Origin of the sequence: Synechococcus sp. KORDI-52 (assembly GCF_000737595.1) — a bacterium.
GTDB lineage: Bacteria > Cyanobacteriota > Cyanobacteriia > PCC-6307 > Cyanobiaceae > Parasynechococcus.
Window position 1 is genome coordinate 323,437 of record NZ_CP006271.1, and the last position, 25,272, is coordinate 348,708.

A 25,272-nucleotide genomic window follows, 5' to 3' on the forward strand; every position below is an offset into this window, starting at 1 on the left:
GATGGCTACGGTCCGAACAATCCGAAAAGGCGGCCGCACAGCTCACCCGGAGCCTGACGGTGATTTGTCGTTGAGGAGCACGCAGAACAGCCATGACCACCGCCCCCCATCCAAAGGCACTGGAACCGCTCACGGCACCCACCGATGAGGAGTTGCAGCTGCTGGATGCCTACTGGCGCACGGCCAATTACCTGGCCGTTGGCATGATCTATCTGCAGGACAATCCTCTGCTGAAGGAGCCCCTCCAGCCCGAGCACATCAAGAACAGGCTGCTGGGACACTGGGGCTCAAGCCCGGGGCAGGCCTTCATCTGGACCCATGCCAACCGACTGATCAACAAATACGACCTGGACATGATCTACATGTCCGGCCCTGGTCACGGTGCCCCTGGCGCCCGTGGTCCGGTGTACATCGACGGCAGCTACAGCGATCGCTACCCCGATAAATCCCTGGATGCAGAAGGGCTGAAGAAGTTCTTCAAGATGTTTTCCTTCCCCGGTCACATCGGCAGCCACTGCACCGCCGAGATGCCCGGCTCCATCCATGAGGGCGGCGAACTCGGCTATGTGCTCTCCCATGCCTGCGGATCCGTGCTCGACAACCCCGAGCTGATCACCATCGCTTGCGTGGGTGATGGTGAAGCGGAAACCGGACCTCTGGCCACCAGCTGGCACGTCAACAAGTTCATCAACCCGATCCACGACGGGGCCGTTCTGCCGATCCTGCACCTGAACGGCTACAAGATCGCCAACCCGACGATCCTCAGCCGGATCGATCCCGAGGAGCTGGACAACCTGCTCAAGGGGTATGGCTGGACGCCGATTGTTGTGGAGGGATCCGACCCGCTCACGATGCACCGCGAGATGGCCGTGGCTTTCGAGCAGGCCGTGCTCGAAATCAAAGCGGTGCAGGAGCAGGCCCGCAGCAGTGGAGAGGCTTTCCGTCCCCGCTGGCCGATGATCGTGTTGAGGTCCCCCAAGGGATGGACCGGCCCCGAAGAGATCGACGGCAGGAAGGTCGAGAACTTCTGGCGCTCGCACCAGGTTCCCGTCGCGGATGTGAAGACCAACGAGAGCCACCTGCGGCTGCTCGAAGACTGGATGAAGAGCTACCGCCCTGAGGAGCTGTTCGACGAGAACGGCGCCGTGCGCGACCACATCCGGGCTTTGTCGCCCAAGGGCGAGCGTCGCATGGGCAGCAACCCCCACACCAACGGCGGCGTGCTGCGCAGAGATCTGCTCTTCCCCGCCATTGAGCGCTACGCGGTCGACGTTCAGAGCCCCGGCAGCAGCGAAGTGGAGAACACCTATCCCCTGGGAGAGGTGATCCGGGATCTAATCCGAGACAACCCCGGCGGCTACAAGTTGTTCGGGCCCGACGAAACCCACTCCAACCGGCTGGAGGCGGTCTACGAAACCACCAAGAAAGTGTGGATGGCCAACTACTTGCCGGAGGATCTCAACGGCAGCGAGCTTTCCCGTGATGGCTCGGTGATCGAGATGCTGTCCGAGCACACCCTCGTGGGAATGATGGAGGGCTATCTGCTCACCGGTCGCAACGGCTTCTTCCACACCTACGAGGCCTTCGCCCATGTGATCAGCTCGATGTACAACCAGCACTGCAAATGGCTGGAGCACTGCGAAGAGATCCCTTGGCGCGCCCCGATCGGACCCTGGAACTGCCTGATCTCCTCCACCGTCTGGCGGCAGGACCACAACGGCTTCACCCACCAGGATCCCGGCTTCATGGACCTGGCCGGCAACAAGAAAGGATCAATCACCCGGGTCTACCTGCCCGCTGATGCCAACAGCCTGCTCGCTGTCGCCGAGCAGGCCCTGGTGGAGACGAACGTCTCCAACATCATCATTTCCGACAAGCAGAAACATCTCCAATACCTGACATTGGATCAGGCACGGCGCCATGTGGCGAAGGGCATCGGCATCTGGGACTGGGCCTGCAACGACGACTGCGGCACCGACCTTGATGAACCGGATGTGGTGCTCGCCTCCGCCGGTGACATCCCCACCAAGGAATGCCTGGCGGCGATCGAAATCCTGCGGGAGCACATCCCCCAGCTGAAAGTGCGGTACGTGAATGTGGTCAAGCTGTTCTCCCTGGCACCGGCCGGAGAGCACCCCCACGGCCTCACGGACAAGGACTTCAACAGCCTGTTCACAACCGACAAACCGGTGATCTTCAACTTCCATGGCTACCCCTGGCTGATTCACCGGCTCACTTACAGCCGAACGAACCATGCCAACTTCCACGTTCGCGGTTACAAGGAGAAAGGAAACATCAACACACCGCTGGAACTGGCCATCAGCAACCAGATCGACCGCTTCAACCTGGTGATCGATGTGATCGACAGGGTGGAGACCCTCGGCTCCCGGGCCGCTCACATCAAAGAGCGGATGAAAGACGAGATCCACAACCACCGCTGCTACGCCTACACCCACGGCATGGACGCACCGGAGATCAACAACTGGCGCTGGACATTCAGCCATGGAGGGTCCATCTCCTGAACCGCTCAGCACCATCCACCCCATGGGGGGAGTCCCTGCTCTCCCCTTTCCCCCTCCTGCCATGACCACCTCCAAACCCCTCGATCTGCGTCTACCGACCCCCGGGTGTCACAACGACCCGGAGCGCGCCGGCCTCGATGCCAAAAGCGTGTTCGACGGCATGACCGAGCACCTCTTCTTCACGCTCGGCAAACTCGCCCCCACCGCCAGCCGCCATGACCTGTACATGGCCCTGAGCTATGCGGTGCGCGATCGATTGATGATGCGATACCTCGCCACCACCGAGGCGATGCGGGCGCACCCTCAGAAATCAGTGGCCTATCTGTCGGCGGAATTTCTGATCGGACCGCAGCTCAACAGCAACCTGCTGAACCTGGGAATCCAGAAAGAGGCCGAGGACGCGCTCAAAAATTTCGGCATTGAATCGCTGCAGCAGATCCTGGATGTGGAAGAGGAACCGGGCCTTGGCAACGGTGGTCTCGGCCGTCTGGCAGCTTGTTATCTGGAGTCGCTGGCCAGCCTGAAGATCCCGGCCACCGGCTATGGCATCCGCTACGAGTTCGGCATCTTCAACCAGCTGATCCGCGATGGCTGGCAGGTGGAGGTCACCGACAAGTGGCTCAAGGGCGGCTGGCCCTGGGAACTGCCCCAGCCTGATGAGGCCTGCTTCGTGGGCTTCGGTGGCCGTACCGAGAGCTACATCGACGACAAGGGCAACTACCGCTCCCGCTGGATCCCGGCCGAACATGCCATCGGCATTCCCCACGACGTGCCGGTGCTGGGCTATCGGGTCAACATCTGCGACCGGCTGCGGCTCTGGCGTGCCGATGCCACCGAAAGTTTCGACTTCTATGCCTTCAACATCGGCGATTACTACGGCGCCGTTGAGGAAAAAGTAGGCAGCGAAACGCTCTCCAAGGTGCTGTATCCCAACGACGGTACCGACGAAGGCCGGCGTCTTCGCCTGAAGCAGCAGCACTTCTTCGTCAGCTGCTCACTTCAGGACATGCTGCGCAGCCTCGACAACCGTGGATTGGCCGTCGAGGACTTCCCCAATTACTGGACGGTTCAGCTCAACGACACCCACCCGGCCATCGCCGTGGCCGAGCTGATGCGCCTGCTGATCGACGATCGACATCTCGAGTGGGACAGGGCCTGGGACATCACGTCACGCTCCGTGGCCTACACCAACCACACGCTGCTGCCCGAGGCGCTGGAGAAGTGGGATCTCAACCTGTTCAGCAGCCTGCTGCCCCGCCATCTCGAGCTGATTTACGAGATTAATCGGCGCTTCCTGCAGCAGGTGAGACTGCGCTACCCCGGCAATGATGCCATCCAGCGCAAGCTCTCGATCATCGATGAAGAGGGCAGCAAAGCCGTGCGCATGGCCCACCTGGCCACGATCGGTGCTCACCATGTCAATGGGGTGGCAGCGCTGCATTCCGATCTGGTGAAAACCGATCTGCTGCCTGAGTTCGCGGCACTCTGGCCAGAGAAGTTCACCAACGTGACCAACGGCGTCACGCCCCGCCGCTGGGTGGCCCTGGCCAACCCCGAGATGTCCGCCCTGCTCGATGAGCATGTGGGGCCGGACTGGATCTCCAACATGGAGACGCTGCGCAAGCTGGAAGACCAGCAAAATGACCAGGGTTTCCTTGAGCTGTGGGGCAACACCAAGCTGTCGGTGAAGCGCAAGCTGGCCACCTACATCCACCGCAACACCGGCGTGCTGGTGGATCCGGCCAGCCTGTTCGACGTGCAGGTGAAACGCATCCACGAGTACAAGCGTCAGCACCTCAACGCCCTGCAGGTGATCACCCAGTACCTGCGGATCAAGAACGGACAGACCGAGGGCATGGCGCCTCGCACCGTGATCTTCGGCGGCAAGGCTGCGCCCGGCTACTACATGGCGAAGCTGATCATCCGCTTCATCAACGGCATTGCCGACACCATCAACGCCGACCCCGACATGGATGGTCTGCTGCGGGTGGTGTTTCTGCCGGATTACAACGTGAAGCTGGGGGAGCAGGTGTATCCCGCCTCCGATCTCTCCGAACAGATCTCCACCGCCGGCAAGGAAGCCTCCGGCACCGGCAACATGAAGTTCGCCATGAATGGCGCCCTCACGGTCGGCACCCTCGATGGGGCCAACGTTGAGATTCGCGAGCTGGTGGGAAGCGAGAACTTCTTCCTGTTCGGCAAGACCGTGGAGGAGATCACGGCCCTCAAGAAGAGCGGCTATCGCCCGGGCGATGTGATTGCCGCACTTCCGGAACTGCAGGAAGCCCTGCGCCTGATCGAGATGGGGCACTTCAGCAACGGCGACGGCGAACTGTTCCGTCCTCTGCTCGACAACCTCACCGGCAACGACCCCTTCTATGTGATGGCCGACTACGCCGATTACCTCCGGGCCCAGGATGCGGTGAATCGCGCCTGGAGCGACAGGATGCACTGGAACCGAATGTCGCTGCTGAACACGGCCCGCACCGGGTTCTTTTCCTCCGACCGATCCATCAGCGAGTACTGCAACAACATCTGGGCCGTCGACCCACTCAACGTGGAGATCACCTGCGACGTGCACTGATGGGCGACCTCTGCCTGGTAATCAATCTGGGCAGTTCAAGCGTCAAGGCGGCCCTGGTGGACTCCACCGGGGCTTTTTCTTGGCATGGCAGTCGCAGCCTGGCAAGGGAGGACGTCCTGGAGGAGGTGCTCGACAGCTGGCTGACCCCGGCGATCGCGCCCCATCAACAGCGGTTGGAGCGCATCGGCCATCGCATCGTCCACGGCGGGGAGCGCTTCACCGCACCGACGCTGATCACACAGGAGGTGGAGTGCCTGCTCAGAGAACTCATCCCTCTGGCCCCCCTGCACAACACACCGGCCTTGAAGGGCCTGGCCTGGGCACGGCAAAGGGCACCGGAGTGCCCGCAGTGGGCCTGCTTCGACACGGCGTTTCACAGCAGCCTGCCGGCGGAGGCCAGCACCTATGCCATTCCCATGCCGTTCCGGGCCCAGGGGTTCCGCCGCTATGGCTTCCACGGCATCAACCACCAGCATGTGGCCGAGTCCGTGGCCAAGCAATGGCAGCAGCAGGGCCGGGACCCCACCAGCCTTCGACTCATCAGTGCTCACCTGGGGGCGGGAGCCTCCCTGGCCGCCATCAAAGGCGGGATCTGCATCGACACCACCATGGGCTTTACCCCCCTTGAGGGGCTGGTGATGGCCACACGCTCCGGCTCGGTTGATCCCGGCCTGCTGCTGGAACTGATGCGTGAGGGATACGACGCTGACGCTTTGGCCAACACCCTGCAAAAGGAGTCGGGCCTGAAGGGGCTGTCAGGCCTCAGCGGCGACATGCAGGAGATCCGGGCTGCAGCTGCGACCGGCCACAACGGTGCGATCCAGGCCCTTGGCGTGTTTCGTCACCGCCTGATCCAGTTGCTTGGTGCCATGGCCGCCAGCCTGCGTGGGGTGGATGTCCTGGCCCTGACGGGAGGGATCGGCGAATACGACAAAGAGCTCCAGCAGGAGCTGCGGGAAGCGATCCGATGGTGGGGGAGAGTGGAGCTGATCGTCGTCCCCGCGGATGAAGAGGGAATGATTGCCCGACTCTGCTCGAGCCACAACACGGCTGTTGGTTCAGCTGCGATCCGGTAAGTCAGGCGTCTGGTGCAGGAGACGGTTGAGCCGGAGACGATCGAGGTTCAACGGGTCAGGAGCAAGCTCACCGGCCAGTTCACGAAACTTCTGCTCGATCTCCTCAGGGACGCGCACATCAAACACGCGTTCCATCAAGGCCTCAATCGAAAACAGATGGGCATTGATGTTCTCCAGGTCGGCGATGGCCTGCTGGAGAGCGTCACCGGATTCCTCGGAAACCTGGGCTCCTGCCGCTGCTGGCTTGGCAGTTGCGTCGGCGCTCTTGCGGGAGCCGTGCTGCTTCTGCAGATCCTCGAGAACCCGACCAGAAAGGGTTCGAAACGACTGGAGTGCCGCCCAGTTGAGCTCCTGCTGCTGACGAAGCGAGGGAGATTCCCGGATAAGCCGGTCATGCTCCCGGTAAAACCGTTGGCAATCCGGGCATTGGCAGGGCTCTTCCGGCAATGTCGTCCATCGCGGTCATAGTCCACTATGCCACCGATCAGGCAGCCTGGGGTCCCAGATCTTCCTCAGGCTGAGGGCCATCCTCACCAGCCGTAGCAGGCAGAGGGATCTCAATGGACGACACCACACCGATGACGTCGCGCAGCCGCATCGAATCGGCAAACCATCCCATGGCCTGTTCCGTGTCGCTGCGACGTTCAGCATCACTGGCCTGATCCTCATGGGCTTCCGCCAACAACGCCAGCCAGCAGAGGCAGCGGGCCTGCACCACCGAGAGATCCAGGTCTGTGGGCTGAGACTCCGCAATCCGCTCACTCTCCTGCTGCACCAACAGACGCAGACGGAGATCGTGTAGCTGGGTCATGGCACCCGCACCCGGTTCAAGCAACCCTAGCGGTGGTACGCGATCTGCCCACCCCACCAGATGTAGCGTTGATCACTTCTTCAGCAATTTTCACGGGGCTGGCGGGACTCGAACCCACGACCTACGGTTTAGGAAACCGTCGCTCTATCCAGCTGAGCTACAGCCCCAGACCTCTGAATTATGCCCACGAGGCATGATGAGATCTGAAAGCAGGCGAGGTGGTTGCGGCCGAACTCTTTGAGTGTCGGCTGAGGAAAGTCCGGGCTCCCTGATGGCCAGGCTTGCTGGGTAACGCCCAGTGCGGGTGACCGTGAGGAGAGTGCCACAGAAACACACCGCCGATGGCCGGTTCACCGGCACAGGCAAGGGTGCAAAGGTGCGGTAAGAGCGCACCAGCAGCATCGAGAGGTGCTGGCTCGGTAAACCCCGGCTGGGAGCAAGGCCAAGGAACGACGGCTGGCCATTGGCCCCGTTCCGCTTGAACGCGCCGCTTGAGGCCGTCGGTAACGGCGGTCCCAGATAGATAGCCACCCACCCTCTGCAGACCAACCTCTGTGGGGCGTGAACAGAACCCGGCTTATGTCCTGCTTTCAACCCCCTTTCAGCGTTGCTCAGGAGTGCCTGTGGATCCATCCCGCGCCGCCGAGCTCACCGACCTGATCCAGCGCCTCGACGCTGGGATTCCGATCGAACCGAAGCTGCTGATTCAGGTGGATCAGGCCCTCACCCACGTGTCGAGCGGCCGGGCCCGCAATCTGGAACGGCTGGAGTTCCTCGGAGATGCGGTGCTGCGGCTCGCCGCCACCGAATTCATTGATCGCCACCACAGCGATCTCGCAGTAGGAGCCTGCTCCAACCTGCGGGCCCAGCTGGTCAGCGACCGGTGGCTGGCGGACCTGGGTGCAGCCCTTGCCATCGAACAGCATCTGCTGCTGGGGCGACACGCCCAGGGTGACCGTTCCGCCCAATCCAGGCTGCGGGCCGATGCCACCGAAGCTCTCATCGGTGCGTTGTACACCGCCCTTGGCGACCTGCAGGCCATTCACCGCTGGCTCACCCCCCACTGGTGCGCCACGGCCCAAGCGGTGCTGGCCACCCCCAACCAGTTCAACGGCAAAACATCCCTGCAGGAGTGGAGCCAGGGCCAGGGGCTGGGACTCCCCCACTACGCCACAGAAGAATGCAACCGCCAGCACGGCGACCCCGAGCGCTTCTGCTGCCGTGTCAGCGTCCAGGAACGGGAGCTGGCGGAGGCCAAGGGGCGTTCCCGCAAGGAGGCCGAGCAGAACGCCGCCGCTGTTGCCCTTCAGGCCCTGGAGGGCAACGATGCGCCGCAGGCATCGCAGTGACGGGCATCCCGGCGATGCCCCTGACGCCCGCAGCTGCTGCAGGCCAGCTCCGTACCCCGTTGGTGGTGATGCCGCACCCCAGACACCGTCAGAATTCCCGTGGGGATGGCGATGATCCCGAAACCCAGGAGCATCACCACCGAAGCCAGCAACCGCCCCAGCTCCGTCTGCGGCACCACGTCGCCGTATCCCACCGTGGTCATGGTCACAATCGCCCAGTACACGCCGCTCGCCACGGTCTGAAACTGCGAGTCGGGCCGAGCGCTTTCGATCACAAAGATGCTGTAGCCCAGCACCACCTGCAGCAGAAAGACAAAGAACAGAAAAACGCCGATGGTGCGGGCACTGCCCCGCAGAGCCTGCCCCAGCACGCGGGCCTCATCGATGAACTTCAGCAGCTTGAACACCCGCAGGATGCGGCCGAACTTGAACACCCAGAGCAACAGTTCGCTACGCACCTGAGGCACAAAGAAGAACAACACCGCCGAGGCGTCGATCAATCCGGTGAAGCTGAACAGGTAGCGACGGGGCTTCTCCACCAAGGTCAGGTGCAGGACAAAATCCGCCGCAAACACCGCCAGGCAGACGTCCTGCACTAGATCGATCCAGGGCACATTCGTCTGGCGCAAGGCTGAATGGCCCAAGGGATCGGGCTCCACCAGCAGCGCCAGAACACTCAGGAGAATCGCCCCGAAAATGACGACGTTGTACGCCCTTCCCGCCGGGGTACTGGCTTCAAGCACGGTGGCCTGCAGGCGTTGACGCAGGCTGCGATCCCCGTGCATTGCCCTAAGCCGGCTGAAGGTCCTTCAAACGCAGGGTCACCAACTTGTCCCAGTTGCCGCCTTCGAACAGAACAGCCGCACGGTCGCCGCTGATCCGCTGCACGAAGCCGATGTAACCGTTGTAAATCGAGGTGGCATCGGCCACGGTCACGGTGGAGCCGGGAAGGATCGGAGCGGGTGCTGACGCCATGGCTCAGTCGCGGACGGGTCTGGAGCCATTATCGGCAGAGTGTGACGCTGATGGCATGGCGGAGAGCAACGGCTGGCTCAGCGTTGGCAAGGTTGTGGGAGTCCAGGGACTCCAGGGGGAACTGCGGGTGAACCCCGCCAGTGATTTCCCGGAGCGCTTCACGGCACCGGGGCCCCGGTGGCTGCGAAGCAGCAAGGGGGGTGCGCCCAGGGAGATCCAGCTCAAGAAAGGCCGGCAACTCCCGGGGAAGTCTCTGTTTGTGGTGCGGTTTGAGGGGATCGACAACCGCAGCGCCGCCGAAGCCCTGGTGGGGCAGGAGCTGCTGGTGTCGGCGGACGATCGCCCCGAGCTCGCGGAAGGGGAATTTCACCTGCTCGATCTGGTCGGGCTGCAGGCACGGCTCACAGCCGACGGCCCCGCCATCGGAACGGTGAGCGACCTGATCAGCGGCGGCAACGACCTGCTGGAAGTGACCACAGCGGACGGCCGCAAGCTGCTGATCCCCTTCGTGGAGGCGATCGTGCCAGAGGTTCAGCTCGACGGCGGCTGGCTGCTGCTCACCCCGCCGCCGGGCCTTCTGGAGCTCTGACGGGGATCCAATGCCTCCTGGCCATCGACAGAAGCCCAGAAGGCAAGCGAACCTGGGTCACCGCTTTCAGCAAATGATGGCTGCCACACCGCTGATTCCCGTGATTCTCTGCGGAGGCACCGGCACACGGCTGTGGCCACTCTCTCGGGCGAGTTATCCCAAGCAGTACTGGCCTCTGAGTGGTGACGGGGACGCCACGTTGCTGCAACAAACCCAGCAACGACTCCATGGGCTGGAGGCTCTGGCGGCTCCTCTGCTGATCTGCAACGAAGACCACCGCTTCATCGTGGCCGAACAGATGCGGCAGATCGGGGTCGAACCGAACGCGATCCTGCTGGAGCCGATGGGCCGCAACACTGCCCCGGCCGTAACGGTGGCCGCACTTCAGGCCACCGCCAATGGCGAGGACCCCCTGCTGCTGGTGCTGGCGGCGGATCACCTGATCCGCAATGCCGCCGAATTCCGCCAAGCCATCGATGCCGGGCGCGGGCCCGCCGAGGAGGGTCGTCTGGTGACCTTTGGCATCGTGCCGACGGCCCCTGAAACCGGCTATGGCTACATCGAGGCCAGCGAACCGTTCTCCCTCGGAGGACCGGCCCATGTGCCGATCAAGCGCTTTGTGGAGAAGCCCGACCAGGCCACGGCAGAGCAGTTCCTGGCCACTGGCCGCTTCACCTGGAACAGCGGCATGTTCCTGTTCCGCGCCAGCGCCATGCTGGCGGAACTGGAGCGGCTGTCCCCGGAGGTGGTGAGCTGCTGCCGGGCGGCTCTCGAGCAGGACACGGCCGACCTGGAATTCCATCGGCTGGAGCGGGAGGCCTTCGCCAAATGCCCCAACGTGGCCATTGATGTGGCGGTGATGGAGAAAACAGAGCTGGGCAGTGTGCTGCCGCTGGATGCGGGCTGGAGCGACGTCGGCAGCTGGAGTGCCCTCTGGGAAACTTCGGAGCAGCGCGATTCCCAGGGGAATGTGCTGCAGGGCCACGTGATCGCCGAAGGCAGCCGCGACTGCTATCTGCGCAGCGAACACCGCCTGGTGGTGGGTCTTGGGGTCGAAAACCTGGTGGTGGTGGAAACCGACGACGCCGTGTTGATTGCGGATCGCACCAAGGCCCAGGAGATCAAGACCGTGGTGAAGCAGCTTGAAGAGGAAGGACGACCGGAGGGCAAGGCCCACCGCAAGATCTATCGCCCCTGGGGCTCCTACACGGGCGTGGTGGAAGACAGCCGCTGGCAGGTGAAACGGATCTCGGTGAAACCCGGCGCCAGCCTTTCGCTGCAGATGCACCACCACCGCGCCGAGCACTGGGTTGTGGTCAAGGGCACAGCCCTCGTGGAACGCGATGGCGAAGAGCAGCTGGTGGGGGAAAACCAGAGCACCTACATCCCCCTGGGTTGCAAACACCGCCTATCCAACCCTGGCCGGATCCCGGTGGAACTGATCGAGATCCAGAGCGGCACTTACCTCGGCGAAGACGACATCGTGCGCTTCCAGGACCGCTACGGCCGCAGTGATCTCAAAATCAACGCCAGTTGAAGCTCACTCCACCGTGACGCTCTTGGCGAGATTGCGGGGTTGATCCACATCCAGGCCGCGATGGGCGGCGATGTGGTAGCTCAGCAACTGCATTGGCACCACGGTGAGCAGGGGGCTGATCCACTCACTCACGGCGGGCACCGGCAGCAATTCATCAAATAGATCAGTGTCGGGCCCCTGCGGCGCCACACCGATCAACTGAGCATCGCGGGCCTTGGCTTCCTGCGCATTGCTGAGCACCTTCTCGAACACCACACCGGGAACGGCGATCGACACCACCGGCACGCGCGAATCAAGCAGGGCGATCGGACCATGCTTCATCTCGCCGGCCGGGTAACCCTCGGCGTGGATGTAGCTGATTTCCTTGAGTTTCAATGCCCCTTCAAGAGCGATCGGATAATTAATTCCCCGACCCAGGAAAATCACATCCTGGGTGTCGGCAAAGCGATGGGCCAGGGATTCAGAGCGCTGATCGTGGAGCTCCACCAGCTGACGCAACTGCTGGGGCAGGCCGCGAAGTTCATCTGCCAAAGCGTTGATCTCAGCGGCGGAACGAGCACCACGACGGGCCGCAAACGCCATCGCCAGCCCGTAGAAGGCCAACAGCTGGCCCAGGAAGGTCTTGGTGGCAGCCACACCCACCTCGATACCGGCGCCAATATCGAGGATGTGGGAGACCTGACGTGACAGGGAGCTTTCCGGACGGTTGGTCACCCCCAGCTGACGGGGAGCAAAGGCCGGATCTCCATGGGCGTGGCGCCTCTCGGCCTCCATCGCCAGGGCCGCCAGGGTGTCAGCCGTTTCACCGGACTGGGTCACCCCAATGGTGAGGGTGTGGGGAGCCAGCGGCGGCGGCGCGTAGCGGAATTCACTGGCGTAATGCACCGATGTGGGAAGTCCGGCGAACTGCTCCAGCAGATAGGCACCCACCATGGCGGCGTGGCGGCTGGTGCCGCAAGCCAGAATCTGGATTCGCTCAACCCCGGCATAGAAGGCATCCTCCATCGGCAGCGCCACCGGCTGCTCCGCCGGCAAGCCCTGGGGCATATGGCGCGCCACCCACAGCTCTGCGGTCTCCGGTTGCTCATGGATTTCCTTGAGCATGAAGTGACGGAACTCGCGCTTGTCCGCCACGTGGTCCACACCGGTGAGCTGGGTGGGCATCCGTTGTTGACGCGCCCCTGAGGCGTCGTAGAGCTCCACCCCCAGGGGTGAGAGCAAGGCCACTTCGCCGTCTTCCATCGGCAGGATCGTGCGGGTGAACCCCGCCAGAGCCGGCGTGTCGCTGGCACAGAGAAATTCCCCTTCGCCCAGGCCAATTAGCAGCGGTGCCGCCTTACGGGCCACCACCAATGCCCCAGGCGCCTGATCCCAGATCACCGCCAGGGCGTAGGCCCCTTGCAACTTGGGCAGCACCTGCTGCAGGGCCGCCAGCAACAAGCCACCACCAGGGGTTCCACCCCCGGCCTGCAGTTGCTGCAGTTCCTCGGCCAGGAGGTGAGGGATCACTTCGGTGTCGGTCTCCGACTGGAACACCACCCCTGTCGCCTCCAGCTGCTCCCGCAGAGCCCGGTGATTCTCAATGATTCCGTTCTGCACCACCGCCACCGCGCCGTCGCTGCTGCGGTGCGGGTGGGCATTGCGCTCTTCCGGCTTGCCATGGGTGGCCCAGCGGGTGTGGCCGATGCCGCATTGCCCGGGCGCGCCTTTGGCCTCAAGACAGGCGGTGAGGTTGCGCAGTTTGCCCTTGGCCCGCAGGCAGGTCAGCTGCCCCTCAGCGGCGACCGTCGCAATCCCAGCGGAGTCGTAACCGCGGTATTCCAGCTGCCGAAGACCCTCCAGGAGCTGGGGCGCCGCTTCTCTGGAGCCCACCAGGGCAACGATTCCGCACATACAAAAAAGGCCCGGCTTCAGCCGGGCCGAGCTTATGGGATGAAACTGGGATCAGTAAGCCAGACCCATGGAGCGAGTGGTCTCGTCGCCGAGATAGACGCGGATGCTGAGGAAGTCGGTGGGGCAGGCGGTTTCGCAGCGCTTGCAGCCAACACAGTCTTCGGTGCGAGGCGAGGACGCAATCTGGCCGGCCTTGCAACCGTCCCAGGGCACCATCTCAAGCACGTCGAGAGGGCAGGCACGCACACATTGGGTGCAGCCGATGCAGGTGTCGTAGATCTTGACGGCGTGGGACATGTGCCCGATGCATGCGAAGGCTTGCGGCAAACGTACCCGTCCTTCGCCGGTCCATGGCCAGGCCGTCACCGTTGTTAACGGCCCAGTCCTTGGCGAGAAGGCCGCAGAGGGCGTGCCCGTAAGATGCAGCGTCCCGTTGCCACGGCTATGTCCCAGGAAGCGATTCTCGAAAAGGTGCGTTCGATCGTCGCCGAGCAACTGAGTGTTGACTCTGGCGAAGTGAAGCCGGAATCCAACTTCCAGAACGATCTGGGCGCTGATTCCCTGGACACTGTGGAACTCGTGATGGCTTTGGAAGAAGCCTTCGACATCGAAATCCCCGACGAAGCAGCTGAAGGCATCACCACCGTCGGCGACGCCGTCAAATACATCGAAGACAAGCAGGCCTGAGCATCGCAATGGTGGATGGTCTCCATCGCGTCGTCATCACAGGCCTCGGCGCGGTTACACCGATCGGCAACACGGTTCAGGATTACTGGAACGGCCTCATCTCCGGCAGCAACGGAGTCGAAGCCATCACCCTGTTCGATGCATCCGAGCACGCCTGTCGCTTTGGAGCCGAGGTGAAGGATTTTGATCCCTCCGGTTTCATCGAACCGAAGGAAGCCAAGCGTTGGGATCGATTCTGCAAATTCGGTGTGGTGGCAGCCAAACAGGCTGTGGCCCATGCCGGGCTTGAGATCAGCGATTCGAACGCAGATCGGATCGGCACGATCATCGGCTCCGGCGTTGGCGGCCTGTTGATGATGGAAACGCAGGCCCATGTGCTTGAGGGCCGTGGTCCTGGGCGGGTGAGCCCGTTCACGGTGCCGATGATGATTCCCAACATGGCCACGGGGCTGGCGGCCATCGCCCTTGGCACCAAGGGCCCCAGCTCAGCCGTCGCCACTGCCTGCGCCGCCGGCTCCAATGCTGTTGGCGATGCGTTTCGAATCCTGCAACTGGGCAAGGCCGACGCAATGGTGTGTGGTGGGGCCGAGTCCTGCATCACTCCCCTGGGTGTGGCAGCGTTCGCCAGCGCCAAGGCCCTGTCTTTCCGTAACGACGACCCGGCTAAGGCCAGCCGTCCGTTCGACAAAGATCGCGATGGCTTTGTGATCGGTGAAGGGGCCGGCGTGCTGGTGCTCGAAACCCTCGAGCACGCCCAGGCCCGTGGCGCCACGATCCTTGGCGAAGTGGTGGGCTACGGCATGACCTGCGACGCACACCACATCACCTCCCCCACGCCGGGTGGGGTCGGTGGTGCCGAAGCGATGCGCCTCGCCCTGGCCGATGGTGGGATTGATCCGTCCGAGATCGATTACGTCAACGCCCACGGCACCAGCACCCCTGCGAACGACAAAAACGAAACCTCGGCCATCAAAAGTGCCCTGGGTGAACGTGCGCTGCAGATTCCGGTGAGCTCCACCAAATCGATGACCGGTCACCTGCTGGGCGGTTCTGGTGGCATCGAGGCCGTGGCCTGCGTGCTGGCGCTGCAACACGGCGTCGTGCCCCCCACGATCAACCACACCACGCCAGATCCGGACTGTGATCTGGATGTCGTGCCGAACGAGGCGCGGGACCAGACACTGGGAACCGTCTTGTCGAACTCCTTTGGCTTCGGCGGCCACAACGTCTGCCTGGCTTTCAAACGCGCCAGCTGAGCTTTCCGCTCACGCCGTGCGTCAAAATCGCTCCAACTTTCCCTCTTAACACCATGGTCGCTGCGCCCGCGTCACTCGACACGCTCTGCATCAACAGCATTCGGATGCTGGCTGTAGACGCCATCAACAAGTCCAACAGCGGCCACCCCGGCCTGCCGATGGGCTGCGCACCCATGGGTTACGCCCTTTGGGACAAGTTCCTCAAGCACAACCCCAAGAACCCCAAGTGGTTCAACCGCGACCGCTTCGTGCTGTCGGCTGGTCACGGCTGCATGCTCCTCTACGCCCTGCTGCACCTCACCGGCTACGACTCAGTCACCATTGAGGACATCAAACAGTTCCGCCAGTGGGGCTCCAAAACCCCTGGCCACCCCGAAACCTTCGAAACCCCTGGCGTTGAAGTGACCACCGGCCCTCTGGGTGCCGGCATCTCCAACGCCGTGGGCCTGGCCATCGCGGAATCCCACCTGGCGGCCAAGTTCAACAAGGCCGACGCCACCGTGGTAGATCACTACACCTACGTGGTCATGGGCGACGGCTGCAATCAGGAGGGTGTGTCCTCCGAAGCTGCCTCCCTGGCTGGTCACCTGAAGCTGGGCAAGCTGATCGCCCTGTACGACGACAACAGCATCACCATCGACGGCCGCACCGATGTGTCCTTCACCGAGGACGTGTTGAAGCGCTACGAGGCCTACGGCTGGCACGTGCAGCACGTGGCCGAAGGCAACACTGATGTGGATGCCATCGCCAAGGCGATCGAAGCTGCCAAAGCAGTCACCGACAAGCCATCGATCATCAAGGTGACGACCACCATCGGCTACGGCTCCCCAAACAAGGCTGACACAGCTGGTGTGCACGGTGCTGCTCTGGGTGAAGAGGAAGCAGCCCTGACCCGTCAGCAGCTGGGTTGGGACTACGCCCCCTTCGAGATTCCCCAGGACGCCTACGACCAGTTCCGCCAGGCCATCGACCGCGGCGCCAGCCTCGAGGCCGAGTGGAACCAGACCCTGGCCGCTTACCGCACCAAGTACCCCAGCGAAGCCGCCGAGTTCGAACGGATGCTGCGCGGTGAACTGCCCGAGGGCTGGGACAAGGACCTGCCCACCTACACCCCCGAAGACGGTGGCCTGGCCACCCGCAAGCACTCCCAGATCTGCCTGGGCGCACTGGGCCCCAACCTGCCCGAACTGATCGGCGGCTCCGCTGACCTCACCCACTCCAACTACACGGACATCAAGGGTGAAACCGGCTCCTATCAGGCCAGCAGCCCTGAGAAGCGCTACCTGCACTTCGGTGTGCGCGAGCACGCCATGGCCGCCATCCTCAACGGCATCGCTTATCACAACAGCGGCTTGATCCCCTACGGCGGCACCTTCCTGGTGTTCGCCGACTACATGCGCGGCTCGATGCGCCTGTCAGCCCTGAGTGAACTGGGTGTGATCTACGTGCTCACCCACGACTCCATCGGTGTCGGCGAAGACGGCCCCACCCACCAGCCGATCGAAACCATCCCCTCCCTGCGGGCGATGCCGAACATGCTGGTGTTCCGTCCTGGCGACGGTAACGAGACCAGCGGTGCTTACAAGGTGGCTATCCAGAACCGCAAGCGCCCCAGCTCCCTCTGCCTCAGCCGTCAGGGCATGGCCAACCAGGCCAACTCCTCGATCGACAAGGTGGCCCTGGGCGGTTACGTGCTCGAAGACTGCGCTGGAACTCCCGATCTGATCCTGATCGGCACCGGCACCGAACTTGACCTCTGCGTCCAAGCCGCCAAGCAGCTCACCGCCGAAGGCAAGAAGGTGCGCGTGGTCTCCATGCCCTGCGTGGAGCTGTTCGACGAACAGACCGACGCCTACAAGGAAGAGGTGCTCCCCAACGCCGTGCGCAAGCGCATGGTGGTGGAAGCCGCTGAATCCTTCGGCTGGCACCGTTTCATCGGCCTCGATGGCGACAGTGTCACCATGAACCGCTTTGGCGCTTCCGCCCCCGGCGGCACCTGCCTCAAGGAATTCGGCTTCACGGTGGAGAACGTGGTGGCCAAGGCCAAGGCTCTGCTCGGCTGATCGCCAGAACACGTCAACAAAAGACCCCCTGCCGAGCCAGGGGGCTTTTTTTATGCCATCAAGCAAGGGCATGACACAAAAAACCCGACGACCTAACGGACGCCGGGCCAACATCTGATTGCAAGCAGACGATCAATCAGCTTTGTCGAGTTTGACCGGCGTCAGCTCTGCGGCGCCGGTGTTGCCTTCAAGCACCTTTTCAAGACCTTCGAGATCTTCATCAGTGATCTTGGTCTGCATCGGGCAGTGCTTCGGTCCACACATGGAGCAGAACTCCGCCTGCTTGTAGATGTCAGCCGGCAGGGTTTCATCGTGATATTCCTTGGCCCGCTCAGGATCCAAGGACAGCTCAAACTGCTTGTTCCAGTCGAAGTTGTAGCGGGCACGGCTGAGCTCGTCGTCACGGTCACGGGCACCGGGGCGATGACGGGCGATGTCTGCCGCATGGGCAGCGATCTTGTAAGCGATCAGGCCTTCGCGCACATCCTCAGCGTTGGGGAGACCGAGGTGCTCCTTCGGTGTCACGTAACAGAGCATCGCGGTGCCGTGCCAACCGGCCATGGCCGCGCCGATGGCCGAGGTGATGTGGTCGTAACCGGGAGCAATGTCGGTGACCAGCGGGCCGAGCACATAGAAGGGTGCTTCGCTGCACTCCTCCATCTGCTTTTTCACGTTGAACTCGATTTGATCGAGGGGAACGTGGCCGGGACCCTCCACCATCACTTGCACGTCGTGCTTCCAGGCGCGACGGGTCAGTTCGCCGAGGGTGTGCAATTCGGCCAGTTGGGCAGCATCCGACGCATCGTGCTGGCAACCGGGGCGCAGCGAGTCACCGAGAGAGAAGGTGCAGTCGTAGCGCTTGAAGATCTCGCAAATGTCGTCGAACCGCGTATAGAGCGGGTTCTGACGATGGTGATACAACATCCATTGAGCCAGGATGCCGCCGCCGCGGCTAACGATGCCGGTGATGCGGCCCTTCACCTTGGGAAGGTGCTCAATCAGCAGTCCAGCGTGGATGGTCTGGTAGTCGACACCCTGCTGACAGTGCTTCTCGATGATGTGGAGGAAATCGTCCTCATCCAGCTTTTCGATCGATCCGTGGACGCTCTCAAGAGCTTGGTAAACAGGCACGGTGCCGATCGGCACAGGGGATGCACCGATGATCGCGGTGCGCACCTCGTCGAGATTGACGCCGCCGGTGGAGAGATCCATCACGGTGTCGGCGCCGTATTTCACCGCCAGCTTCAGTTTCTTCACCTCCTCGGCAGCATCAGATGCATTCGGGGAAGCGCCGATGTTGGCGTTCACCTTGCATTTGCTGGCGATGCCGATCGCCATCGGCTCCAGATTGGTGTGGTTGATGTTGGCCGGGATGATCATCCGCCCCCGGGCCACCTCTTCCATCACCAGCGATTCGGGCAGGTTCTCCCGCTTCGCCACATGGGCCATTTCTTCGGTCACCACGCCCTGACGGGCGTAGTGCATCTGAGAGACGTTGGCCTGACCCTTACGGGACTCAACCCAGGAAGCGCGCATGATCTGAAGTGCGACGGACAGCCCAGGGGTCGACGTTTGGCCGTGGATCACGCTCAAGCACTTCCCTGCGCCGGCATGACCCGGAATCAGGTTCGGAGGGTGTGATCTCAGTCTGGGTTCATGGTGAAACCCAGACACCCCTAGTGATCTTTGAACGCTAGCAAGCATTGCTCAAAGGCCCGTTCAGCTGGCTTGCAACCCATTGAGCACCGCAGCCACCACCCGGTGATCGCTGTCCTGCTGCAGGGATTGCAGCAGGCCTCTGGCCTGCACCGCGATGGGATCGGCGCCACCCTCCCGAACAATCCGACTCAGGATTTCTGCCCCACTCACCCGGACAATGGCATCGGCATCAGCGATGGCCATGGTGGCCAGCTCCAGCAGCCAGGTGAGATCGATCTCCGGCTGTTCCGCCAAGGCAGACAGGATGCTGCAACGCACCAGCCAGGCCTCATCGGCTTCAAAGGCCGACCGCAGCAAGGGCCAGGCCCGCTCGACCCCGTAGCTGGCCAGAGCATTGGCTGCCTCGGCCCGCACATTGGGGTCTGCATCGGAAGTGATCAAATCACTCAGGACGGTCCAGCCCTGCTCAGTACGCTTGTAGCCCAGGCCGCTGCAACTCAGGGAGCGCACCAGAAAGGGCTTCTGCTCCGTGCCCAGCACCAGCAACGGCACCGCCTCAGCGTCAGAGCAATGGCGCAGCTGGGTGATCGCCGGCATTGCCTGAACTGGATCCCCACTGGCAATGGCCTGGCGCACCGCTTCGAGATCAGGACGTTGCGGATCGGTGTCGCTCATGGGTTGCTGCCGGGTGCGCGCGCCCGTTGAAGATCGGCCAACAGCCTGGCGCGGCGGCGCTGCCGACCGAGAGCGCTGCTGATGATCAGACCCGATCCCACCAATATGGCGGGCAGCACCTGCACCCTGTCCTTGCCCTCTCGCTGGTTTGTGGCCAACAATGCGAGCACGATTAGGAACGGTGCGCCTAGGGAAACCCAGATCACCGCGCGACGTTGGTTCATGCCGAGGTGTTCTCCGCCATCCAATCCAGCAGGGTGGCCGTCAGCACGGCAATGCCCACGCCAAGGGCGTCTTCCTCCAACGCGAAGGCGCCGTTATGCAGCGGCGCACACCCATCGGGCCCAGCCACCCCCAAGCGCACCATCATTCCCGGCACATCCCGAAGCAGCTCAGCAAAGTCTTCGGCACCTAGGGAGGGTTGCTCCACGGGCAACACCTTGTCGCGGCCCAGACAGTCCACTGCGCACCGCTCAAGCAGATCCGTGAGCTGCTGATCGTTGTGCACGGGCGGCGCGATGCAGCGGTAGTTCACGACGGCGGTGCCGCCACCGCTGGCACAGATTCCCTGCACCGTCTCATCAATCCAGGTTGGCAGCTGAGCGTGCTGCTGCAGATCCAGACAACGCACCGTCCCCAGCAAACGCACCTGATCGGCAATCACGTTGAAAGCCCGGCCCCCCTCTACCTTGCCGAAACTGATCACCACCGGCTGCAAGGCATCCAAGCGACGGGCGATGGTCTGCTGAAGCTCTGTGATCACCCGCGCCGCCAACCAGACAGCGTCCACCGACTGATGGGGACGGGCACCATGACCGCCCTCCCCCTGCACCCGGATCTCCAGCTCACCGGCCGCCGCCGTGAGACAACCCCGACGGATCCCCACCGTGCCCACTGGCAGGTTCGGCACAACATGGATGCCAAACAACGCATCGAGGCCCTCCACCGCCCCCGCGTCCCGCATCCACACCGCCCCCTGGGCCAACTCTTCGGCGGGTTGAAACAGCAAGCGCACCCGGGCCGCCAAACGCGGCTCCTGGGCCAGCAACCGCGCCACCCCAAGGCCCGTGCAGGTGTGCAGGTCATGGCCGCAGGCATGCATCAGGCCCTGGCGGGTGGAGGCATAGGGCAAACCGGTGCGCTCCTCCACCGGCAAGGCATCCATGTCCACCCTCAGGCCCACCGTGGGGCCATCATCGGGGCCTAGTTCAGCCACCACTCCGGTGCGGCCGACCCCTTCACGCACACGCCAACCCAACTGACGCAACTCGCCCGCCACCAGAGCAGCCGTCTGGTGTTCTTCACCACTGAGTTCAGGGTGGGCATGCAGATGCCGGCGCAGCTCGAGCAGCTCAGGCAGCTGATGACTGAGTCGATCCGAGATCGCCTGGGCTTGGGTCATCTCAAGACGCCTCCAGGGCCAGGAACGCCATCAGATCTGCCGTTGGTTGCGGCGGCCAGCGGCGCACCTGCTGCAACCAGTCGGCCTGGCGGTAGCGCTGGTCCAACCCCGCCGCCGCGGCCCAGTGGCTTTCAGCCTCACCACTGGATCCTTTGCGCCAGAGCAAGCCACTGAGGGCCGCCCGGGCATCAGCAAACAAGGGGTAGCGGCGGATCAGCTTGCGCAATTCCGCCTCCGCCCACTCCAGATCTCCCGCCTGCCAGGCCGCCAGGGCCTCGCTGGAGCGGGCCATGGCAAAGCCGGGGCGGGCAAGGGCAGCCTGCCCGTACAGCTCACGGGCCTCCGGCCAATCCCCCTGGGAGCCACGCACGTTGGCCAGGTTGTAGAGGGCTGAGGCATCCTGCGAATCCCGCTCCAGGATCCAGAGATAGTCGTCCGCTGCCGAGGACCAGTCCTGAAGCGCCTCCTCCGCCGTGCCCCGGTTCAAGCGCGGATCGCTCTCCTCCGGTGCCAGCACGATCGAGGCGGTCTGGTCGTCAATGGCCCCGGAAGCATCCCCGAGGGCAAGACGCACATTGCCGCGGTTGCTCAACGCGGCAGCATCCTCAGGGGCCAGTTCCAAAAAGCGGTCCCAGAGAGGAAGCGCCTCCACGAAATCCCCCTGACGGCTCGCCGACAGGGCCTGCTCGTAAAGACCTTGAAGATCCAGGGCCTGCACCGGTAGCGCCAGCAACAGACTTAGACACAGAACCAGGCAGCGGTTCATGCCGCCTCCGCCAGATGGCTGCGGGCCGCATCCGTGACCATCCGACCGCGGGGAGTGCGCATCAGCAATCCCTGCTGCAACAGAAATGGTTCCACCACGGTCTCCAGGGTGACGGGGTCATCGCCGAGGGCCGCCGCCAGAGTCTCCAGGCCCACCGGTCCTCCACCGTGGTGCTCAATCAGCAGCTGCAGAAAGCGCCGATCGCTGGCATCGAGGCCTCGATGGTCGACCCGATGCAGGCTCAGGGCCTCTCCCACCAGGGCCTGATCAATGGTTCCACCGCTACCTCGACGCACGCTGGCCACATCCCGTACCCGGCGCAATAACCGGTTGGCAATCCGTGGCGTCCCGCGGCAGGAGGCCGCAATGCTGCTGCGGGCCTGCTGCGTGAGGGTCACCCCAATCAACCCTGCGGTGCGCGACACAATCGCTTCCAGATCGTTCTGGCCGTAAAACTCCAACCTCTGAATCAGACCGAAGCGATCCCGCAGTGGTGAACTCAGCGATCCGGCGCGGGTGGTGGCCCCCACCAAGGTGAACGGCGGCAAGTCAAGGGAGCGGGTCCGCGCCGTGCTGCCCTTGCCCACAGTGAGATCGAGGCGACGGTCTTCCATCGCCGGATAGAGCAGCTCCTCCGCCACCCGACTCAGGCGGTGAATCTCATCAATGAACAGCAGGTCGCGGGGCTGAAGGTTGACCAACAAGCCGACGATGTCGCGCGGGCGTTCCAGGGCCGGTGCACTGGTGACCTTGCACTGGACCCCCATCTCCTCGGCCAGCACCATGGCCATGGTGGTTTTTCCGAGGCCCGGCGGGCCATACAGCAGCACGTGATCAAGGGCATCGCCGCGGCCAAGAGCCGCTTGCACCGCAATGCCCAGCACCTGCTTCAGCTCGCTTTGACCGATGTAATCGTCCAGACGCTGAGGCCGCAGCTTGTCGTCCGGCCGACTCACCACCTCCTCAGGGGCCGACTGGGGATCCACCAGCGCTTCAGGGCGGCGTGGTGGCTTGCGACCGGAGCTGGAGGAGACAATCGCCATGGAGGCAGGGTACCCAGACCTGGATAGGGTCGGAAGACGCAGCCACAGCCATGGCCAAGGGAGGAGCGAAAAAAGCAGCCGCAGCTGCCGCAAGGGCCGCCGCCAATCGGCTGCTGGCGGACAACCGTCAGGCCCGTCATCAATACGAGATCCTCGAAACCCTCGAAACCGGCATCGAGCTGGTGGGAACCGAGGTGAAGTCAATCCGCAATGGCAAAGCCAACCTGCGCGATGGCTTCTGCCTGATCCGCAATGGGGAACTGCAATTGCACAACGTGCACATCTCCCCTCATACCCATGCGGGCAGCTATTTCAACCACGACCCGCTGCGCACCCGAAAACTGCTGGCCCATCGCCGTGAAATCGACAAACTGCGCGGTTTGGTGGATCAAAAAGGCCTGACGCTGATCCCCCTCAACATTCATCTCAAAGGATCCTGGATCAAGCTCACCATCGGCCTGGGCAAAGGGCGCAAGTTGCACGACAAGCGCGCTGCCGAAAAAGAAAAGCAATCCAAAAAGGATTTGAAGGCGGCGATGGCTCGCTACTGATTGTTCTGATTCAGCGCTTCCTGATTCAGCCCCTCTGGGCTGACGAACTCCCCGGTGGCCGAATCAGGTAGCGGATCCAGGTCCACATCCGGCAAGGGAACACGGGGACGATCGGCGCGGCAGGACAGGGTGAACAGAGCGGAAGAGACTCCATCGTTGGTGATCAGCACCTGCAGCGGTGAGCCCGCTTCCGCCGCAATTCGCACGACCCGCAGAGGGCCACGCTCCTGCACCACCTGTCCTTCAGCGCCGAACACCATCATCTGCATCAGCGGTGTGCCGTTGATCCCCAGGGACACGCCATCACCGGCCGGCACCTGCACCAACACCAGGCGGGCGCCACCGGCAGGAATGCGCAACGACGTGTTGGTGGGTTCCAGGGGACGCGCCGCGAGCCGCACAATCTCCACGTCATCGAGGCTTTGCATCGCCGCTGCAATCCAGAGCTGTTGGAAGGGTTCGGCGGGTTTCCGCCCCTGCATGGCCCCCGGCAGGAGATCCTGAGCAGCGGCACTCACAAGGTGCTCCACCACCTGCGGATGAACGGCCTGCTGCTGCAGCGCCTGCCGCGGCTGCTCCCAGTCCCCATTGCGTAAGCGGCCCAACCGGGCTCGGATCGCAGGAGGCAACTGCTCAATCCGAGCCAGCCACTCCTCCGCCAACTCGCTCCAGACCCTTCGCAGCGGCGCATCCTCCAGGGATTCCGAGGGGAGGCCGCCAGCGTGCTCGGGGAAACGGCTCAGCACGCTGGCATCCACAAGCTTGAGGAACCAGCCGCGATCCACCTGGAGCGCCCGCAACCGGCTGAACAGCCGCTGGCGTTGATCCAACTCCGCCGGCGGCAAGCGGACATCCGGAGCCCCCCCATCCCTGCTAACGCGGGGAGGTCTGGCTGGAGTGGAGGTGCGCGGGAGCAGAAACCAACCAATGGCAGAACCCACCAGGGCCGACAGGGCCAGCGCAATCACCACAGGCCCGATCCGGCCCTCCACCCCTTGCTCTCGGGCCAGCGCCCGGCTGGTTCGCGGCGGCGCGTTGGGCTTCGGCCGGTTGGGATCAGTCATTGCCGCAGGCAACACAACCGTTTCAAGGGCCTTCAGCACCTCGGAGGCCTGGCTGAAGCGGCGCTCCGGTGCCGTTGCGATCAGGCGCTCCAACACCTCGCGAAATCCCCCCTCCAGCGCCAGATGCGACGGCCAGCTCTCGTCCACCTCTGCCGTCCCGCTGAGCAACCCCAAAGCAGTGACCCCAAGGTCGTGAAGATCTCCCCAGGGAGCATCCGCCGATGGAACACCTTGCCTCTGCACTCGGCCACCATCCAGCAGCACAGGCAGACCATCGCTGCGACGACGCAGCAGATGGCGGAGATTCACATCTCCATGCACCAGTCCACTGCCATGCAAAACCGCCAGCACCGGGAGGATCTGGCGCAGCAGCAACAGCACCTCACCAGCACCGAATCGCTTCTGCCGCAGCAGCACGTCGTAAGCGACACCGTCCTGCCAATCGCGCACGAGCCAGAGCACCCCATCCAGCTCCAGGAACTCGCCACAGCGGGGCAACTGGGGATGCAACAGAGACTGCAACTGTGGCCAGACCGCCCGAAGTCGCTGCTGGGCTGCCGAGCTCTCCACTTGGCGAATGGCCACCGGCAGATCACCGCCCATCTCATCCACAGCACGCCAGAGGGAGCCCTGCAGCAGATCAGGACCGCTCAGGCGCTCCTGTAAGTGGTAGCGCTCCACCAGCACCGTGCCGGAACCGCTCAAGGGACTCAGCCGCGTCGATGGGCTGATGGTACCGATGGTCTGGAGTGCCCCCTAAGGTCCGCTGG

General features: G+C 63.3%; 23 protein-coding genes, 1 tRNA gene, 1 other RNA gene and 1 riboswitch. Of the genes, 11 read left to right on the forward strand and 14 right to left on the reverse strand.

Annotation, left to right across the window (positions count from 1 at the left end):
- The first annotated feature begins 92 nt into the window (after positions 1–92).
- From KR52_RS01690 to KR52_RS01700, 3 genes are all read left to right on the forward strand, one after another.
- Positions 93–2,522: a phosphoketolase gene (locus KR52_RS01690; protein ID WP_038551681.1), complete on the forward strand. Its 2,430-nt coding sequence runs from the start codon at positions 93–95 to the stop codon at positions 2,520–2,522.
- Positions 2,523–2,583: 61 nt separating this feature from the next.
- Positions 2,584–5,106: a glycogen/starch/alpha-glucan phosphorylase gene (locus KR52_RS01695; RefSeq protein WP_038556699.1), complete on the forward strand. Its 2,523-nt coding sequence runs from the start codon at positions 2,584–2,586 to the stop codon at positions 5,104–5,106.
- Positions 5,106–6,182, forward strand: a complete 1,077-nt coding sequence (locus KR52_RS01700; protein WP_038551683.1) for an acetate/propionate family kinase — start codon at positions 5,106–5,108, stop codon at positions 6,180–6,182. The genes KR52_RS01695 and KR52_RS01700 overlap by 1 nt, the downstream gene beginning before the upstream one ends.
- Here KR52_RS01700 and KR52_RS01705 read toward each other — a convergent pair.
- From KR52_RS01705 to KR52_RS01715, 3 genes are all read right to left on the reverse strand, one after another.
- Positions 6,165–6,629 (reverse strand): hypothetical protein, encoded by a 465-nt coding sequence (locus KR52_RS01705; protein WP_038551686.1) that lies wholly within the window; start codon positions 6,627–6,629, stop codon positions 6,165–6,167. The two genes, KR52_RS01700 and KR52_RS01705, sit on opposite strands and share 18 nt — an antisense overlap.
- A gap of 37 nt (positions 6,630–6,666) precedes the next feature.
- A complete protein-coding gene (locus tag KR52_RS01710) occupies positions 6,667–6,993 on the reverse strand; it encodes a hypothetical protein (protein WP_038551688.1) in 327 nt (108 codons plus the stop codon).
- A 93-nt stretch (positions 6,994–7,086) separates the two neighbouring features.
- Positions 7,087–7,160, reverse strand: a tRNA-Arg gene (locus KR52_RS01715).
- 38 nt (positions 7,161–7,198) lie between these two features.
- On the opposite strand from KR52_RS01715, the gene rnpB reads away from it, so the two are divergent.
- Both rnpB and rnc read left to right on the forward strand, forming a co-directional pair.
- An RNA gene (gene rnpB / locus KR52_RS13380) (RNase P RNA component class A) lies at positions 7,199–7,589 on the forward strand.
- Positions 7,590–7,616: 27 nt separating this feature from the next.
- Positions 7,617–8,342 (forward strand): ribonuclease III, encoded by a 726-nt coding sequence (gene rnc, locus KR52_RS01720; RefSeq protein WP_038556701.1) that lies wholly within the window; start codon positions 7,617–7,619, stop codon positions 8,340–8,342.
- Here rnc and KR52_RS01725 read toward each other — a convergent pair.
- Together KR52_RS01725 and KR52_RS01730 are read right to left on the reverse strand one after the other, a co-directional pair.
- Complete coding sequence (locus tag KR52_RS01725; RefSeq protein WP_038551689.1) at positions 8,300–9,127, reverse strand: ion transporter; 828 nt, start codon at positions 9,125–9,127, stop codon at positions 8,300–8,302. The two genes, rnc and KR52_RS01725, sit on opposite strands and share 43 nt — an antisense overlap.
- 4 nt (positions 9,128–9,131) lie before the next feature.
- Positions 9,132–9,317, reverse strand: coding sequence for an NAD(P)H dehydrogenase subunit NdhS (locus KR52_RS01730; protein ID WP_038551692.1), 186 nt, complete (start codon positions 9,315–9,317; stop codon positions 9,132–9,134).
- A 55-nt stretch (positions 9,318–9,372) separates the two neighbouring features.
- On the opposite strand from KR52_RS01730, the gene rimM reads away from it, so the two are divergent.
- Together rimM and KR52_RS01740 are read left to right on the forward strand one after the other, a co-directional pair.
- Positions 9,373–9,906 carry a ribosome maturation factor RimM gene (gene rimM, locus KR52_RS01735; protein ID WP_038551694.1) on the forward strand — a complete coding sequence of 178 codons (534 nt, stop codon included), beginning with the start codon at positions 9,373–9,375 and terminating at the stop codon, positions 9,904–9,906.
- Positions 9,907–9,982: 76 nt separating this feature from the next.
- Positions 9,983–11,443, forward strand: coding sequence for a mannose-1-phosphate guanylyltransferase/mannose-6-phosphate isomerase (locus KR52_RS01740; protein WP_038556703.1), 1,461 nt, complete (start codon positions 9,983–9,985; stop codon positions 11,441–11,443).
- Positions 11,444–11,446: 3 nt separating this feature from the next.
- On the opposite strand, the gene glmS is transcribed toward KR52_RS01740, so the two are convergent.
- Complete coding sequence (gene glmS, locus KR52_RS01745) at positions 11,447–13,336, reverse strand: glutamine--fructose-6-phosphate transaminase (isomerizing) (protein ID WP_038551697.1); 1,890 nt, start codon at positions 13,334–13,336, stop codon at positions 11,447–11,449.
- Between the two features lie 51 nt (positions 13,337–13,387).
- Positions 13,388–13,633, reverse strand: coding sequence for a photosystem I iron-sulfur center protein PsaC (gene psaC / locus KR52_RS01750; RefSeq protein WP_006850103.1), 246 nt, complete (start codon positions 13,631–13,633; stop codon positions 13,388–13,390).
- Positions 13,634–13,780: 147 nt separating this feature from the next.
- On the opposite strand from psaC, the gene acpP reads away from it, so the two are divergent.
- The 3 genes from acpP to tkt are packed head-to-tail and all read left to right on the forward strand — an operon-like array spanning position 13,781 to position 17,342.
- On the forward strand, positions 13,781–14,023 hold the full coding sequence (gene acpP / locus KR52_RS01755) for an acyl carrier protein (RefSeq protein WP_011363161.1): 243 nt from the start codon (positions 13,781–13,783) through the stop codon (positions 14,021–14,023).
- Between the two features lie 8 nt (positions 14,024–14,031).
- Positions 14,032–15,279, forward strand: coding sequence for a beta-ketoacyl-ACP synthase II (gene fabF, locus KR52_RS01760; protein ID WP_038551700.1), 1,248 nt, complete (start codon positions 14,032–14,034; stop codon positions 15,277–15,279).
- A 53-nt stretch (positions 15,280–15,332) separates the two neighbouring features.
- The gene (gene tkt / locus KR52_RS01765) at positions 15,333–17,342 is read left to right on the forward strand and encodes a transketolase (RefSeq protein WP_038551702.1); all 2,010 of its coding nucleotides are present in this window, start codon (positions 15,333–15,335) and stop codon (positions 17,340–17,342) included.
- Between the two features lie 132 nt (positions 17,343–17,474).
- Here the strand turns inward: tkt and thiC are convergent, their stop codons facing one another.
- The 6 genes from thiC to ruvB all read right to left on the reverse strand — a co-directional run bounded on the left by thiC (position 17,475) and on the right by ruvB (position 22,887).
- A complete protein-coding gene (gene thiC / locus KR52_RS01770) occupies positions 17,475–18,878 on the reverse strand; it encodes a phosphomethylpyrimidine synthase ThiC (protein ID WP_038556705.1) in 1,404 nt (467 codons plus the stop codon).
- Positions 18,879–18,923: 45 nt separating this feature from the next.
- Positions 18,924–19,030, reverse strand: a riboswitch (TPP riboswitch).
- Between the two features lie 31 nt (positions 19,031–19,061).
- Positions 19,062–19,676: a HEAT repeat domain-containing protein gene (locus tag KR52_RS01775; protein WP_038551705.1), complete on the reverse strand. Its 615-nt coding sequence runs from the start codon at positions 19,674–19,676 to the stop codon at positions 19,062–19,064.
- Positions 19,673–19,900 carry a DUF3188 domain-containing protein gene (locus tag KR52_RS01780; RefSeq protein ID WP_038551707.1) on the reverse strand — a complete coding sequence of 76 codons (228 nt, stop codon included), beginning with the start codon at positions 19,898–19,900 and terminating at the stop codon, positions 19,673–19,675. The genes KR52_RS01775 and KR52_RS01780 overlap by 4 nt, the downstream gene beginning before the upstream one ends.
- A complete protein-coding gene (locus KR52_RS01785; protein WP_038551710.1) occupies positions 19,897–21,078 on the reverse strand; it encodes an amidohydrolase in 1,182 nt (393 codons plus the stop codon). Before KR52_RS01785 ends, KR52_RS01780 begins: the two co-directional genes overlap by 4 nt.
- A 1-nt stretch (position 21,079) precedes the next feature.
- Positions 21,080–21,844, reverse strand: a complete 765-nt coding sequence (locus KR52_RS01790; RefSeq protein WP_038551712.1) for a tetratricopeptide repeat protein — start codon at positions 21,842–21,844, stop codon at positions 21,080–21,082.
- The gene (gene ruvB, locus KR52_RS01795; protein ID WP_038551714.1) at positions 21,841–22,887 is read right to left on the reverse strand and encodes a Holliday junction branch migration DNA helicase RuvB; all 1,047 of its coding nucleotides are present in this window, start codon (positions 22,885–22,887) and stop codon (positions 21,841–21,843) included. Before ruvB ends, KR52_RS01790 begins: the two co-directional genes overlap by 4 nt.
- Before the next feature lie 50 nt (positions 22,888–22,937).
- Between ruvB and smpB the strand changes: the two genes are divergently transcribed.
- Positions 22,938–23,438, forward strand: coding sequence for an SsrA-binding protein SmpB (gene smpB, locus KR52_RS01800; protein WP_038551717.1), 501 nt, complete (start codon positions 22,938–22,940; stop codon positions 23,436–23,438).
- Here smpB and KR52_RS01805 read toward each other — a convergent pair.
- Complete coding sequence (locus tag KR52_RS01805; RefSeq protein ID WP_051834245.1) at positions 23,432–25,207, reverse strand: serine/threonine protein kinase; 1,776 nt, start codon at positions 25,205–25,207, stop codon at positions 23,432–23,434. The two genes, smpB and KR52_RS01805, sit on opposite strands and share 7 nt — an antisense overlap.
- Positions 25,208–25,272 lie beyond the last annotated feature (65 nt).

Coding starts and splice junctions, on each gene's coding strand:
- KR52_RS01690 (WP_038551681.1), top strand. CDS start 93: ATGACCACCGCCCCCCATCCAAAGGCACTGGAACCGCTCACGGCACCC.
- KR52_RS01695 (WP_038556699.1), top strand. CDS start 2,584: ATGACCACCTCCAAACCCCTCGATCTGCGTCTACCGACCCCCGGGTGT.
- KR52_RS01700 (WP_038551683.1), top strand. CDS start 5,106: ATGGGCGACCTCTGCCTGGTAATCAATCTGGGCAGTTCAAGCGTCAAG.
- KR52_RS01710 (WP_038551688.1), bottom strand. CDS start 6,993: ATGACCCAGCTACACGATCTCCGTCTGCGTCTGTTGGTGCAGCAGGAG.
- KR52_RS01725 (WP_038551689.1), bottom strand. CDS start 9,127: ATGCACGGGGATCGCAGCCTGCGTCAACGCCTGCAGGCCACCGTGCTT.
- KR52_RS01730 (WP_038551692.1), bottom strand. CDS start 9,317: ATGGCGTCAGCACCCGCTCCGATCCTTCCCGGCTCCACCGTGACCGTG.
- rimM (WP_038551694.1), top strand. CDS start 9,373: ATGGCGGAGAGCAACGGCTGGCTCAGCGTTGGCAAGGTTGTGGGAGTC.
- KR52_RS01740 (WP_038556703.1), top strand. CDS start 9,983: ATGGCTGCCACACCGCTGATTCCCGTGATTCTCTGCGGAGGCACCGGC.
- glmS (WP_038551697.1), bottom strand. CDS start 13,336: ATGTGCGGAATCGTTGCCCTGGTGGGCTCCAGAGAAGCGGCGCCCCAG.
- psaC (WP_006850103.1), bottom strand. CDS start 13,633: ATGTCCCACGCCGTCAAGATCTACGACACCTGCATCGGCTGCACCCAA.
- acpP (WP_011363161.1), top strand. CDS start 13,781: ATGTCCCAGGAAGCGATTCTCGAAAAGGTGCGTTCGATCGTCGCCGAG.
- fabF (WP_038551700.1), top strand. CDS start 14,032: ATGGTGGATGGTCTCCATCGCGTCGTCATCACAGGCCTCGGCGCGGTT.
- tkt (WP_038551702.1), top strand. CDS start 15,333: ATGGTCGCTGCGCCCGCGTCACTCGACACGCTCTGCATCAACAGCATT.
- thiC (WP_038556705.1), bottom strand. CDS start 18,878: ATGCGCGCTTCCTGGGTTGAGTCCCGTAAGGGTCAGGCCAACGTCTCT.
- KR52_RS01775 (WP_038551705.1), bottom strand. CDS start 19,676: ATGAGCGACACCGATCCGCAACGTCCTGATCTCGAAGCGGTGCGCCAG.
- KR52_RS01780 (WP_038551707.1), bottom strand. CDS start 19,900: ATGAACCAACGTCGCGCGGTGATCTGGGTTTCCCTAGGCGCACCGTTC.
- KR52_RS01785 (WP_038551710.1), bottom strand. CDS start 21,078: ATGACCCAAGCCCAGGCGATCTCGGATCGACTCAGTCATCAGCTGCCT.
- KR52_RS01790 (WP_038551712.1), bottom strand. CDS start 21,844: ATGAACCGCTGCCTGGTTCTGTGTCTAAGTCTGTTGCTGGCGCTACCG.
- ruvB (WP_038551714.1), bottom strand. CDS start 22,887: ATGGCGATTGTCTCCTCCAGCTCCGGTCGCAAGCCACCACGCCGCCCT.
- smpB (WP_038551717.1), top strand. CDS start 22,938: ATGGCCAAGGGAGGAGCGAAAAAAGCAGCCGCAGCTGCCGCAAGGGCC.